The sequence below is a fragment of the Polynucleobacter sp. AP-Capit-er-40B-B4 genome, assembly GCF_018882245.1.
Taxonomy (GTDB): Bacteria; Pseudomonadota; Gammaproteobacteria; order Burkholderiales; family Burkholderiaceae; genus Polynucleobacter.
In genome coordinates this window covers 424,179-436,823 of the sequence record NZ_JACVOV010000002.1, presented here as the reverse complement: position 1 = coordinate 436,823, position 12,645 = coordinate 424,179, and the positions used below count along the sequence as shown (strand labels likewise).

Annotated in this window: 13 protein-coding genes and 1 tRNA gene; 8 read left to right on the top strand and 6 right to left on the bottom strand. The window is 45.3% G+C overall.

Annotated elements, in window-relative coordinates; translation table 11 throughout:
* Entirely contained in the window at positions 1-525 is a 525-nt protein-coding gene (locus tag ICN19_RS07170; protein ID WP_216246575.1) for a gamma carbonic anhydrase family protein, read from the top strand.
* Positions 526-538: 13 nt separating this feature from the next.
* A complete protein-coding gene (locus tag ICN19_RS07165; protein ID WP_216246574.1) occupies positions 539-1,468 on the top strand; it encodes an AEC family transporter in 930 nt (309 codons plus the stop codon).
* On the opposite strand, the gene maiA is transcribed toward ICN19_RS07165, so the two are convergent.
* Positions 1,439-2,119, bottom strand: a complete 681-nt coding sequence (gene maiA / locus ICN19_RS07160; RefSeq protein WP_216246573.1) for a maleylacetoacetate isomerase — start codon at positions 2,117-2,119, stop codon at positions 1,439-1,441. The genes ICN19_RS07165 and maiA overlap by 30 nt on opposite strands.
* A 90-nt stretch (positions 2,120-2,209) precedes the next feature.
* Between maiA and ICN19_RS07155 the strand changes: the two genes are divergently transcribed.
* Positions 2,210-2,839 carry a trimeric intracellular cation channel family protein gene (locus ICN19_RS07155; protein WP_216246572.1) on the top strand — a complete coding sequence of 210 codons (630 nt, stop codon included), beginning with the start codon at positions 2,210-2,212 and terminating at the stop codon, positions 2,837-2,839.
* Here ICN19_RS07155 and ggt read toward each other — a convergent pair.
* From ggt to ICN19_RS07135, 4 genes are read right to left on the bottom strand one after another with little or no spacing between them, the layout of a single operon-like run.
* Positions 2,826-4,424: a gamma-glutamyltransferase gene (gene ggt / locus ICN19_RS07150; RefSeq protein WP_216246569.1), complete on the bottom strand. Its 1,599-nt coding sequence runs from the start codon at positions 4,422-4,424 to the stop codon at positions 2,826-2,828. The genes ICN19_RS07155 and ggt overlap by 14 nt on opposite strands.
* Positions 4,425-4,464: 40 nt before the next feature.
* The gene (locus ICN19_RS07145) at positions 4,465-5,907 is read right to left on the bottom strand and encodes a TRAP transporter large permease subunit (protein ID WP_370625182.1); all 1,443 of its coding nucleotides are present in this window, start codon (positions 5,905-5,907) and stop codon (positions 4,465-4,467) included.
* Positions 5,907-6,449, bottom strand: a complete 543-nt coding sequence (locus tag ICN19_RS07140) for a TRAP transporter small permease subunit (protein WP_216246565.1) — start codon at positions 6,447-6,449, stop codon at positions 5,907-5,909. Before ICN19_RS07140 ends, ICN19_RS07145 begins: the two co-directional genes overlap by 1 nt.
* Before the next feature lie 20 nt (positions 6,450-6,469).
* Positions 6,470-7,555, bottom strand: a complete 1,086-nt coding sequence (locus ICN19_RS07135) for a TRAP transporter substrate-binding protein (protein WP_216246564.1) — start codon at positions 7,553-7,555, stop codon at positions 6,470-6,472.
* Between the two features lie 336 nt (positions 7,556-7,891).
* Here ICN19_RS07135 and ICN19_RS07130 point away from each other — a divergent pair, with 336 nt between their 5' ends.
* Positions 7,892-9,562 (top strand): MFS transporter, encoded by a 1,671-nt coding sequence (locus ICN19_RS07130; RefSeq protein ID WP_216246562.1) that lies wholly within the window; start codon positions 7,892-7,894, stop codon positions 9,560-9,562.
* Positions 9,563-9,615: 53 nt separating this feature from the next.
* Here ICN19_RS07130 and ICN19_RS07125 read toward each other — a convergent pair whose 3' ends face one another.
* A complete protein-coding gene (locus tag ICN19_RS07125; RefSeq protein WP_216246561.1) occupies positions 9,616-10,227 on the bottom strand; it encodes an MOSC domain-containing protein in 612 nt (203 codons plus the stop codon).
* Positions 10,228-10,273: 46 nt separating this feature from the next.
* On the opposite strand from ICN19_RS07125, the gene ICN19_RS07120 reads away from it, so the two are divergent.
* From ICN19_RS07120 to recA, 4 genes are all read left to right on the top strand, one after another.
* Positions 10,274-10,684, top strand: coding sequence for a hypothetical protein (locus ICN19_RS07120; protein WP_216246559.1), 411 nt, complete (start codon positions 10,274-10,276; stop codon positions 10,682-10,684).
* Between the two features lie 78 nt (positions 10,685-10,762).
* Positions 10,763-10,839: transfer RNA gene (locus ICN19_RS07115), tRNA-Met, on the top strand.
* A 52-nt stretch (positions 10,840-10,891) separates the two neighbouring features.
* Positions 10,892-11,434 carry a DUF2878 domain-containing protein gene (locus ICN19_RS07110; protein WP_216246557.1) on the top strand — a complete coding sequence of 181 codons (543 nt, stop codon included), beginning with the start codon at positions 10,892-10,894 and terminating at the stop codon, positions 11,432-11,434.
* A gap of 108 nt (positions 11,435-11,542) precedes the next feature.
* Positions 11,543-12,631: a recombinase RecA gene (gene recA / locus ICN19_RS07105; protein WP_216246556.1), complete on the top strand. Its 1,089-nt coding sequence runs from the start codon at positions 11,543-11,545 to the stop codon at positions 12,629-12,631.
* Positions 12,632-12,645: the final 14 nt, after the last annotated feature.

Here is a 12,645-nt window from a genome sequence, read left to right as displayed (position 1 = left end):
ATGGCTATATTTGAACTAGACGGAAATGCCCCTCAATTAGCGGAGGGCGCTTGGGTTGCCGAGAGCGCAGAAGTGATCGGTAAAGTTGAACTCCATCAAGATGCGAGCATCTGGCCCAAAGTTGTTATCCGTGGCGATAACGATCTCATTCAAGTTGGCGAAGGTAGCAATGTGCAAGACGCCTCTATTTTGCATACCGATCCTGGCTACCCGCTCATTATTGGTAAGGGTGTCACTGTTGGACATCAGGTAATGCTGCATGGGTGCCAGATTGGCGATGGCTGCTTAATTGGTATTGGCGCAGTGATTTTGAATGGCGCCAAGATTGGCAAAAACTGCCTAGTGGGCGCCGGCGCTCTGGTGACCGAAGGAAAAGAATTTCCGGACGGCTCTATGATTTTAGGCACTCCAGCAAAAGCGGTGAAAGAGCTGACTGCAGAGCAAATCGCTGGCATTCACGACATCGCTGGGCGTTACGTTAAAAATGCACAGCGTTACGCCAAGACGCTGAAAAAGATTTCCTAACCACAGTTGAATTTTGCTCTACGTATTTAATGTAGTCCTGCCTGTCTTTTTACTCATTCTGATTGGGTATCTTGGTGGGCGCACTGGCAAGTTGGGCATCAATGCATCAACTGAGTTAAATCGATTTGTTGTTTGGTTGGCTTTGCCTGCACAACTCTTTAACTTTGCCGCTAATAGCGGCTGGCAAACATTGTGGCAACCAGGTTTTATCGCTGCGTTTTTTCTGAGCTGCTTAATTGTTTTTGCCTTAGTGCTTTTAGTGAGCTGGATACGTCACCGCGACTTAGCGGCCGCCAGCTTTGATGGCCTCAGCGCCTCTTATTCAAACACTGGATACATGGGCATTCCATTGTGTGCACTTGCTCTTGGGCAAGATGGGCTGGCTCCAGCCATTATCTCCACTTTTATTGTGTTCGTGATGTTTGCCTTGGCAACAGTATTTATTGAGATTGGTATCTTGTCGCACAAGAAGTCGCATGAGATCGGATGGAGTGTCGCTAAATCCTTATGCACGAATCCATTGCTGGTTGCTCCAGTTGCTGGTTTGGCATGGGCTTCTAGCGAATTCACTTTGTATGATCCAGTTGCCCAAGTCATTTCATTTTTAGCGGCTGCTTCTACGCCATGCGCTTTGGTTTCGATTGGTTTGTTTCTGATGCAAAAAAGTACTGCTGCTCCAATAAGAGCATGGGGCATTAGTTTGGCAAAATTAATTCTGCAGCCATTGATTGCCTGGATGATTGCCGGTCCGATATTGGGCTTGTCTGATTTATGGGTAAGCGCCATTGTGATTTTGAGTGCGCTCCCCACTGGCACGGGACCCTTTATGTTGGCCCAGTATTACAAGGCTGATGGCAGCATTATTTCTAGAGTGGTACTGATCACAACAGTGAGCTCTTTGCTCACGCTCTCATTATTTCTTTGGTGGAGCAATAGGGTTTAAACCTTCCGCATCGATTTGGTTTTCCCAGGATGCATCAATAAAAGCAGGCAACTTCATACATTCATGAAAAATGCTCATGAGTGTGGGGTAGGCTCTCACATCTACTTTTGCGCTTAATGCATTAAATAACTGAGGCACTAAGCAGATATCAATCAAGCCTGGTTGATCGCCGTAGGCAAACATCCCCACCCTAGAGTCATTGCTTAATTGTTTTTCAATGCTCTCTAGTCCAACTTTGACCCAGTGCTGGTACCACTCATCTTTAGATTCACTGCTAATACCAAGTTTCTTGATGAGGTACCGCAGTACGCGAACGTTATTAATCGGATGAATGTCGCTGGTGATATCCATTGCAACAGACCGCACCCAAGCTCGATCAATCGCAAGCTTAGGGAGAAGTGCTAGCTCAGGCTGAACTTCTTCAAGATACTCAATGATTGCCAAAGATTGATGAATACTTTTATGGTCATCTTCAAATAAAGGCACCAAGCGATTAGGATTTTTGCTGCTATAGATCTCATCCAGTTGCTCTCCACCATTTTTACTGAGGTGAACTGGAATGGTTTCGTAGTTCATGCCCTTAAGGTTAAGGGCGATACGCACACGAAAGGCAGCAGAGCTGCGCCAAAAGCTGTATAGCCTGGGGGTCATATCAATACCTTATCTGAGCTCATAGCTAACAGTATATTCAGAATGGTCATTTAAGTTAGGGCTCAAGCAAAGTGCTTTAGACTCATTGCTATGGAAGAGATTAGTTTCTGGATCGGCATCATTGCAACCATGGCCTTTGCCGTCACGGGGGTTTTGGCCATTGCAGATCGTGGTGTGGATCTGTTTGGTGTTTTGGTTCTCGGATTGATTACCGCAATTGGTGGGGGGACTATTCGCGACATTATTTTAGAAGTTCCCACTTTTTGGTCAGCCAATCAAATATATGTATGGCTTGCCTTAGGTGCAAGCGTGCTGACATTTTTCGCAGAATCTTTTTTTACCCAACCGCAAATTTATCGCTGGATGTTGTACATCGATGGTTTTGGTGCTGCACTATTTGCAATTCAGGGTGCGGATAAAGCATGGAATATGGATTTTGGCTTACCTGTTGCACCAGTCATCTTGGGGTTAATTACTGCGATCGGTGGTGGCCTGTTGCGTGATGTGCTTGCCGGCAGAAAAACGTTAATCATGTCGCATGAACTCTATGCGATACCGGTGACCTTGGGTTGCGTTGCTTATGTTTTGGTGCTGAACTTCTTGCCACAGTATGTAGTTGAAGGTTCTGTGATTTGTATGCTCGGTATTTTTGGGCTACGCGCAGCCGCTATTTATTGGGATCTGCGCGTGCCTAAAATGTTTATTACTAAAACGCGCTAACCGCACCATCGCTGCGAGGATCCCATCCTCCGCGCAAAGTACCCGATGGGTCGCGAATAATGCAACCCGCATGCCCTACCGTTTCATCAAATGCATCGAGCATTTCAATCTCGTGACCTAAGGCATGCAGTTCTTTTGCAACCCAAGGACTAAAGCGAGACTCAAGTTTTAAGCTATCGCTCGTTTGACCCCAAGTGCGACCGAGCAACCAGCGTGGACGGCTAATAGCATCTTGTGGGTCTAAGCCGTAAGTGGCAGTGCGAGTAAAGACTGCGCATTGCGTTTGCGGTTGACCATCACCACCCATAGTTCCATAAACCATAGAACGACCATCCTTGAATAAAGCCATCGCCGGATTCAACGTGTGGAATGGTTTGCGATAGGGCTCAAGATGATTGAGTGTATTTGGATCAAGTGAAAAACTGCAACCACGGTTTTGCCAATTCACACCAGATTTTGGCAGCACAATTCCAGCGCCAAACTCGTGATAAATACTTTGTATGAACGAAACGCAATTGCCATCGCCATCAATGACGCCCATCCAAATCGTATCTGCTGGTCCTTTGCCTTGGCCCCAAGGTAAAGCTTTATTGGGGTCGATATTCTTAGCAAGTTTTTTCAGGAATGCAGGCGCCAGGAAAGACTGCGCATTCTTAGTCATATACGCAGGGTCCGTGACAAATTGATCACGAATCTTAAATGCCTGCTTGGTAGCTTCAACGCAATGATGCACATACTCTGGGCTATCAACTTTGAAACGTTTTAAGTTCAGCTGATCCAAGATGCCAATAATCATTAAGGAGACAACGCCTTGGGTAGGCGGAATCATGTTGTATACCTTGCCCAGACTATGTTTTAGCTCAAGAGGATCAATGAGTTTTGCGTGATGACGTTGCAAATCATCTAAACGCAAAGGACTGCCAATATCAGTTAATTCTTTTGCAAGTAATTGAGCAAGATCGCCGCGGTAATAATCATCCGTTCCTTTTTCTGCAATTTGTCGCAAAGTTTTCGCAAGACGCTCTTGCTTAAAGATGCTGCCAACCGAAGGTGCTTTGCCATTAACCAAAAATGTTTCGGAAAATCCTGGAATCGGGCTTAACTCTTTCCGTTTCTTTTCTGTCAAACTAGACTGACTATAAGTAACAGGCACACCTGCTTCTGCGTAATGAATTGCATCAGCCAATAGGCGGGATAAGGGAATCTTGCCACCTAAACCTTGCTTTGAAAGTTTGTGAGCAGCGCCCCAGCCTGAGATCGTTCCGGCAACCGTATTTGCAGCAATCGATCCTCTAAAAGGAATTGCTTTAGTAATACCGCGCTCCGCATACCATTGCTTGGTAGCTAGGCCAGCAGCAGCGCCACAAGCATCGATACCGCCCATGGCCTTGCCGGGTGAGTGAATGACCCAAAAAGAGTCGCCACCAATGGAGTTCATATGGGGGTAGACAACGGCAATGGTAGCGGCAGCCGCCACCATTGCTTCTAATGCATTGCCGCCCTCACGAAGAACTGCTAAAGCTGATTCAGAAGCGAGAGAGTGCGGTGCTACCGCCATCCCCCGAATACCCCACTTTGCTTGCATCGTAAATCCCCTCTATTTTTTATTTTGCTATTTGTTATAGCTATTTATTTTCTCGCAATTGCCGCTCGATATCTGCACTGGAGTCTACGGTAATTTCATTTTGTTCGACTCCGGCCAGTGGATCAATAGATGGTCCATTGGCATCAATTGCAACAGCTGGCTTATCTACAAAGTAGGTCACTGTTTCTGGGATAAAAATAATGATCGCTACCAGAATCAGTTGCAGGCCAACCCACGGCAGGGCTCCATAATAAATATCGGAGCTCTTTAGTGATTTCGGTGCCACACCTCGTAAATAGAATAATGCAAATCCAAATGGCGGATGCATGAAAGAGGTCTGCATATTGGCTCCAAGAAGAACGCCAAACCAAATTAAGTCAATGCCGAGCTTTTCTGCAACCGGAGCCAACAATGGAATGATGATGAAAGCAATTTCAAAATAATCCAAAAAGAAGGCTAAGAAGAAGACAAACAAGTTCACCACAATTAAGAAGCCAACCTGACCGCCTGGTAGACCTGACAAGAGATGCTCAATCCAAAGGTCTCCATCCACACCACGGAATGCCAAGCCAAAGACAGTGGAGCCAATCAGAATGAAGATCACCATGGCATTGATGCGCATAGTGGAAGTCATTGCTTCCCAGACCAAGGGCTTTTGTAGACGCTTGTTCATAGCAGCGAGAATTAAAGCACCAACTGAGCCCATCGCGCCACCTTCGGTAGGTGTAGCAAGACCCATCAAGATAGTTCCAAGCACTAAGAAAATGAGTGCGATGGAAGGGATGATTCCCCACAAAATCTTTCGGAGTAGTTTCCAGTCAATTTTTGGGCGCGCTTCTGGCGGTAGTGCCGGTACATCCTGCGGTCTAAAAATTGACAGGAAGAAGATGAATAAGCAGAACAGGACTACTTGGATAATGGATGGTCCAATAGCTCCAGCATACATATCGCCAACAGATTTGCCTAACTGGTCAGCCAACACAATTAAAACGAGTGATGGCGGAATGAGTTGGGTAATCGTGCCTGATGCCGCTATCACACCAGTAGCAACACGCGGGTTGTATCCGTAGCGAAGCATCACTGGAAGAGAAATTAATCCCATCGCAATAACAGAGGCCGCCACAGTTCCAGTAATAGCACCAAGAATCGCGCCAACAATGATGACGGCATAGGCTAAGCCACCACGGATCGGGCCAAATAACTGACCTAATCCTTCGAGCATATCTTCTGCTAATCCGCATTTCTCCAGAATGGCACCCATGAAGGTAAAGAATGGGATAGAGAGTAGAAGATCGTTCGACAAAATGCCGAATACCCGGTCAGGTAATGCTTGCAAGAAGGTGGGCTGAAACATGCCCATCTCAATACCGATGAAAGAGAAGAATAAGCCAACGGCGCCAAGAGAAAACGCTGCAGGATATCCAATTAATAAAAATACAATGAGACCCCCAAACATGATGGGGGCCATTAAATCTTGGCTAATCATTGGAGAGGTCTTTCGTATTTAGGATCGATTTGAATCATGCCAATAATGGCTGCGTAGCGCTTGATGATTTCTGAAATACCTTGGAGTGTTAATAAGAAAAATCCCAAAGTAATGATGCCGCGCACGGGCCAACGAATAAGACCGCCTGGATTGCTCGAGGTTTCGTTTTGAATTACCGAGGTAATAAAAAATTCCCAAGAGTAGTAGCCAATAATGATGGTCATTGGTAGGAAGAAAATAATTCCCCCCCAAAAGTCCAACCAGAGGCGTACTTTATTGGGATATAAGGCATAGAGCACATCAACACGCACGTGCTCATTCAGGCGAAATGTGGTGGCTGCACCAAACATCACCATGCCAGCAAACAAATACCATTGCGCTTCTAACCAACCGTTTGAGCTGATGTTAAAGCCGTACCGGATTAGCGCATTTGCAGTGCTAACCAGTACGGCGATAAGAACCATCCAGCTTGCTAAAACTCCAAAACGGTCATTTAGGCGATCAACGAAATTTGCAAAAACTAAAAATTGTTTTGGCATTTCAGTTACTCGCTTAAAGTTTATTTGACAGGATTAGTTAGCATGAAGCTCATGAGGGTTTGTTCGGCAACCTTGTTCCACAGCATTTGATCGTTGCGGAATTTCTTCCAAGGCTCGTAAATCTTCTTGAACGATGGATTCTTGGCAGCCTCTTCCTCATACATTTCAAAGGCTGCATTTGATGCGGCTTTCATAATTTCTGTGGAGTAAGACTGCAACTTGACACCATTCTTAATTAAGCTTTGTAAGGCGATTGGGTTTTTGTAGTCGTATTCAGCCATCATGTCGATGTTGCATTCGGCGCATGCTGAGGCCAATGCTTCTTGATATTGCTTTGGTAACTTTTCCCATTCCTTGATGTTGACGTACATGGAATACATCGAGCAAGCCTCCCACCATCCTGGGTAGTAGTAGTAGGGGGCAATTTTGTAAAAGCCTAATTTTTCATCGTCGTATGGACCGACCCACTCAGCAGCATCAATCACACCTTTTTCAAGGGCTGGGTAAATATCACCACCAGCGATTTGTTGTGGAATTGCGCCGAGGCGAGACATCACTTCACCGCCAAGTCCGGCGATACGCATTTTGAGACCTTTAAGATCCGCAACGGTTTTTACAGGCTTTTTAAACCAGCCGCCCATCTGGGTTCCGGTGTTACCTGCTGGGAAAGAAATGATGTTGTAGTCGCGCAAGAACTCGCGTTGCAGTTTCAAGCCACCACCCCAGTACATCCAAGCATTTTGTTGGCGCTGGTTCATGCCAAATGGGACGGTAGTATCAAAAGCAAAAGTTTTATTTTTGCCAACAAAATAGTAGCCGGCAGTATGTGTGCATTCCACTGTGCCTTGCTGCACTGCATCAACTGTGCCGAATGCCGGAACGATTTCGCCAGCACCGAAGATGCGAATCTGAAACTTGCCATCGGTTAGCGCTGCCACCCGTTTGGCAATAAATTCACCACCACCATAAATAGTGTCTAAGCTTTTGGGGAAACTGGATGCACAGCGCCACTTCACTTCTGGCATGGATTGTGCAATTGCTGGTGCAGCCAATACGCCTGCGGCTGCGCCAACTGCAGCCTTACCTAAAAAGTCACGTCTTTTCATTTGCCTTGCTCCTTGTTTATTGATTATTTGGCGGCATTTTTTTGCTATGCCTTTTTACTTACTTCTAGATCAATTAAAACGAAGTACAACAAGTGTGTTTTTGATGGGTTGCACTCTGATTTACAGAAATGCACCTCACCTGGGCGTGCCGCTTTAAATTAGTGCTTAACCCTTGCCTCATCATGGCTTAAATGCGTTGCATCAAATCCACATTTCTCGGGAAAACCCCGAGTTAATTTGATGGGGAATTACCCTAACTAGTGGATTTCTTTGGTTTTTTTCAAAGCATAATCGACCCGTTGTTTTTTATTTAATAAAAATAGTTAGGAGCTACTGATGTCAACATCAACTAAAGCAGCCCCAATGACCGCTGAAGAACGCAAAGTTATTTTTGCTTCCTCTTTAGGTACGGTTTTTGAGTGGTACGACTTTTATCTTTACGGTTCTTTGGCTGCCGTTATTGCCAAGCAGTTTTTCTCAGGCTTAGATGCAGGCTCAGCCTTCATTTTCGCTTTGTTAGCGTTTGCTGCTGGTTTCATCGTGCGTCCATTTGGCGCGTTGGTGTTTGGTCGCTTAGGCGATTTGATCGGACGTAAATATACGTTCTTGGTCACCATCCTGTTAATGGGTGGCGCAACCTTCATCGTAGGTATTCTGCCTAACTACGCAACTATCGGTGTTGCTGCTCCAGTTATCTTGATCGCATTGCGTATGCTTCAAGGTTTGGCTTTGGGCGGTGAGTACGGTGGTGCTGCTACTTATGTTGCAGAACATGCTCCTCACGGTCGTCGTGGTGCATACACAGCTTGGATTCAAACAACTGCTACTTTAGGTTTGTTCCTCTCCTTGCTCGTGATTTTGTTCACACGTGAATTCACTGGTCCAGACTTTGATGTTTGGGGCTGGCGTATTCCTTTCATCGCTTCTATCGCATTGTTGGCGATCTCTGTATGGATTCGTTTGTCCATGAATGAGTCTCCAGCTTTCAAGAAGATGAAAGAAGAGGGTAAATTGTCAAAAGCTCCTTTGTCCGAGTCATTCGGTCAGTGGAAGAACTTGAAGATTGTTATCTTGGCATTGTTTGGTCTGGTTGCAGGTCAAGCGGTGGTTTGGTACACAGGTCAGTTCTACGCTTTGTTCTACCTCACACAAGTGTTGAAAGTAGATGCTAAGACTGCGAACTTGTTGATTGCTGCTTCATTGGTAATTGGCACACCGTTCTTCGTAGTATTTGGTGCATGGTCTGACAAGATCGGCCGTAAAGTGATCATCATGGGCGGCTTGCTCTTGGCAATCATTACTTACATCCCAAATACACCAGTTTCCGTATTTAATGCTTTGACTCACTTTGCTAACCCAGCGTTAGAAAAGGCAATGGCAACTTCACCAGCAACTATTACTGCTGACGTGAACGAATGTACATTCCAGTTCAACCCAACAGGTACTGCGAAGTTCACAAGTTCTTGCGATATCGCAAAACAAGTGATGGCGTCTAACTCTGCAAGCTACAGCACAATCCCTGGCCCAGCCGGCGGTACAGCTGTTGTGAAGATCGGTGATACAGAAATCACTGGTTACTCAGCAAAAGGGATGGCTCCAGCAGATTTGAAGGCTAAAGATGCTGAGTTCAAGAAGCAAATTCGTGATGCGTTGAATGCTGCTGGCTATCCAGCTAAAGCTGATCCAGCACAAATTAACTACGTTGCTGTATTGCTCTTGTTGGTTTATTTGGTGATCTTGGTAACCATGGTTTATGGTCCAATCGCTGCGATGCTGGTTGAGATGTTCCCAACTCGCATTCGTTACACTTCTATGTCATTGCCATACCATATTGGTAACGGTTGGTTCGGCGGCTTGTTGCCAACGATCTCCTTTGCCTTGGTTGCGCAAAACGGTAACATTTACTACGGTCTCTGGTACCCAATCATCATCGCTGCGATGACATTGGTAATCGGTACACTGTTTGTTAAAGAAACCAAAGACGTAGATATCTACGCACGTGACTAAGCTTCTTTAGTCTGTAACAAATAAGAAACCCGATCAGAAATGGTCGGGTTTTTTTATTCCCACAAATCTTTTTGATTGCGATTGTTTAGAAGCTTTTGATTTTGTTGGGCGATAGAAGTTTCTCTTGGGCCTGGGATGAGTACAATTTCTGCTCCAGCAGAAATTGTTCCAGTTTTCAATACCCGTAAATACCAGCCACTAAAGCCAGACTGCAGCATAGCTTTTGCAGCGCCTTTGTAACGCATCGCAGCGTTAAATTTAAAGCAGGGTTCACGCAGCTTCACAACTGAAAATTCTAAATCTCCAATTTGCAGTCGATCGCCAACAAAAACCTCGGTTTCTAGCAAGCCTTTAATGGTAAAGTTTTCACCGATAGCGCCATGCTCTAAATGCACAGGCTGTTTCGTCTCGCGAGTAAGTAGTTCATTCCAGAACGCATAGTGTTCTGCAGGATAAACATAAATTGCTTTCTCAATGCCGCCGTGTACCGATAAGTCTGCCTGCTCATCACCCTTAATGCCAAGCTTATTAATTTCAACAGAGGCAGGATTTTCTAAATCACTCACTACTTTCTTGCGTATTGCTGAGGCAACAGATTTGTAGTCAGGGTGATGGTTGCCAAACAATGGGGCAACTTTTCCTACGGAGATAGATAAGAGGCGCATAAATGAAAATGACTGATAAGATGAAAGTATCGATTGAAGAAAGTAAATGATGCACTTTTATAAAGTAGTTGCCACTCTATTTTTGAGTCTATTCATTAGTCAAACAGCTTTGGCCAAATGGGATGAAGAGCGTGACATGACTGCCAATGGCAAAGAAGAGTTGGTCTACTACTATAAGATTAATGAGCAAGGGCAAAAGCTCGTATTGGACAAGTATGTAAAGCGACTCATATTTATACGTCCAGACAAACTCTATAAGCGCTCTATTAAACAGATCAAGATTGATGGGATTGTGGTGGACGTTAATAGCGACCCTTTTTCCCACTATCCGGAACAAACAGCAATTGTTTTTGACAATAAGGACGAAGTGCTAAAGAAGCTCTTTTTGGCTAAGAAAATTGAATTTAATGTCCTTTATGGCCGAGAAGAGGCTGTAAGCACATTTCAGATTAAATAGTGGTTATATTAGGGTGTAGGGGTGCCCCCTCTGTTTCCTTTAGACAGATGGATGCTGATCATTTACAATAGCGAGTTCGGCGAATTAGCTCAGCTGGTTAGAGCGACGGAATCATAATCCGCAGGTCCGGGGTTCAAATCCCTGATTCGCCACCAAATCTAAAGGCCATTGCCCCTCGGCAGTGGCCTTTTTCTTAGGGTGCTGGGTATGGCTAAATTTTGGAACTTTGTTATTTTCCAGCTTGGTTGGTTTGCCTGTGTACTGGGTGCAGCCAATAAACAGGTGCTTTGGGCGGTTATCGCTACCATGGCCTATATTGCCTTCCATGCCTGGCGTTCACCCTTCCCAAAAACAGAAATTAGCCTTTTACTCAAAGCTTTTATCTTTGGCTTGGTGGCTGACACCCTCATCATGCATTTAGGCTATCTGGATTTTCGGGATGACTGGCCATCACCGTATTTATCACCCTTATGGATGTGGGTTTTGTGGGTTTTGGTGGCAACTACCATCAATGGTTCTTTGAGCTGGTTGCGAGGCAGGCCTGTTTTAGGGGCTGTTTTAGGCGGTATTGCAGGTCCAATGTCCTACGAAGCGGGTATTCGGATGGGGGCTGGAGCTTGGGGTCCAGGCGGTCAAATCACTGGATTTATCCTCGTTGGGGTGGTCTGGGCTGTAGCCATCCCCCTCTTTTTCTATTGGGATCGAGCCAATCATACGCAGCTTAGTAAAAAATCCGTAAATTCGGCTTAAAAGTCGCTTGCAAATACCACTGTTTTTATATACAGTAACTCCTAAGTTGTTACACAGTAGATAAAACTTCGGGAAAAAGCCCAGTACATAGCGAAAAGGGAATCAAAAATGGCCTTGGATGACAAAAGAAAATCAGCCTCTTCAGAATTTGAAGGAATGAGCGGAGACAAGCAAAAAGCACTAACAGCAGCACTGGCGCAAATTGAGAAGCAATTTGGTAAAGGCTCAATCATGCGATTGGGCGATGCTGAAATTAGCGAAGATATTCAGGTAGTTTCTAGTGGATCACTCGGATTGGATATCGCTCTTGGAGTTGGTGGCCTCGCACGTGGTCGCGTGATTGAAATCTACGGCCCAGAATCTTCCGGTAAAACAACACTCACATTGCACGCGATTGCAGAAATGCAAAAACTTGGCGGCACTTGCGCGTTTATCGATGCTGAGCATGCATTGGATGTGCAGTACGCATCACGCCTTGGTGTTGATGTAAATAATCTTTTGATCTCTCAACCAGATACTGGCGAACAAGCATTAGAGATTGCTGACGCATTGGTTCGTTCCGGCTCTATTGATTTGATCGTAATTGACTCGGTTGCTGCTTTGGTTCCAAGAGCTGAGATTGAAGGCGACATGGGCGATTCTTTACCAGGCCTACAAGCTCGTTTGATGAGTCAAGCTTTGCGTAAGTTAACTGGCGCGATCAAGCGTACCAACACTACCGTGATCTTCATTAACCAGATTCGCATGAAGATTGGTGTGATGTTTGGTTCTCCAGAAACCACTACTGGCGGTAATGCGCTGAAGTTCTACGCCTCCATGCGCTTAGATATCCGTCGTATTGGTAGCATCAAAAAAGGTGATGAGGTTGTTGGCAATGAAACTCGTGTGAAGGTTGTTAAGAACAAAGTGTCTCCTCCATTCCGCGAAGCTATCTTTGACATCATGTACGGTGCTGGCATTTCTAGAGAGGGTGAAATTATTGATATGGGTGTCGAGGCAGACCTCGTTGAAAAATCAGGCTCATGGTATAGCTACAACGGCGACCGCATTGGTCAAGGCAAAGATAATGTGCGTGAGTTCTTGAAAGAGAACCCAGCTATTGCCAAAGATATTGAAGCAAAAATTCGTGAGAAATTAGGTGTTAAATCTGGTTCAGCAGTGGTTACTGATGTGCTGAGCGAAGAGGAAGTCGAATAAGTTCTTGAATAATT

Excerpts from the sequence above, each read along its gene's own strand:
- ICN19_RS07170 (WP_216246575.1), top strand. The coding sequence starts at position 1 with ATGGCTATATTTGAACTAGACGGAAATGCCCCTCAATTAGCGGAGGGC.
- maiA (WP_216246573.1), bottom strand. The coding sequence starts at position 2,119 with ATGACCCCCAGGCTATACAGCTTTTGGCGCAGCTCTGCTGCCTTTCGT.
- ICN19_RS07155 (WP_216246572.1), top strand. The coding sequence starts at position 2,210 with ATGGAAGAGATTAGTTTCTGGATCGGCATCATTGCAACCATGGCCTTT.
- ggt (WP_216246569.1), bottom strand. The coding sequence starts at position 4,424 with ATGCAAGCAAAGTGGGGTATTCGGGGGATGGCGGTAGCACCGCACTCT.
- ICN19_RS07140 (WP_216246565.1), bottom strand. The coding sequence starts at position 6,449 with ATGCCAAAACAATTTTTAGTTTTTGCAAATTTCGTTGATCGCCTAAAT.
- ICN19_RS07135 (WP_216246564.1), bottom strand. The coding sequence starts at position 7,555 with ATGAAAAGACGTGACTTTTTAGGTAAGGCTGCAGTTGGCGCAGCCGCA.
- ICN19_RS07130 (WP_216246562.1), top strand. The coding sequence starts at position 7,892 with ATGTCAACATCAACTAAAGCAGCCCCAATGACCGCTGAAGAACGCAAA.
- ICN19_RS07125 (WP_216246561.1), bottom strand. The coding sequence starts at position 10,227 with ATGCGCCTCTTATCTATCTCCGTAGGAAAAGTTGCCCCATTGTTTGGC.
- ICN19_RS07120 (WP_216246559.1), top strand. The coding sequence starts at position 10,274 with ATGATGCACTTTTATAAAGTAGTTGCCACTCTATTTTTGAGTCTATTC.
- ICN19_RS07110 (WP_216246557.1), top strand. The coding sequence starts at position 10,892 with ATGGCTAAATTTTGGAACTTTGTTATTTTCCAGCTTGGTTGGTTTGCC.
- recA (WP_216246556.1), top strand. The coding sequence starts at position 11,543 with ATGGCCTTGGATGACAAAAGAAAATCAGCCTCTTCAGAATTTGAAGGA.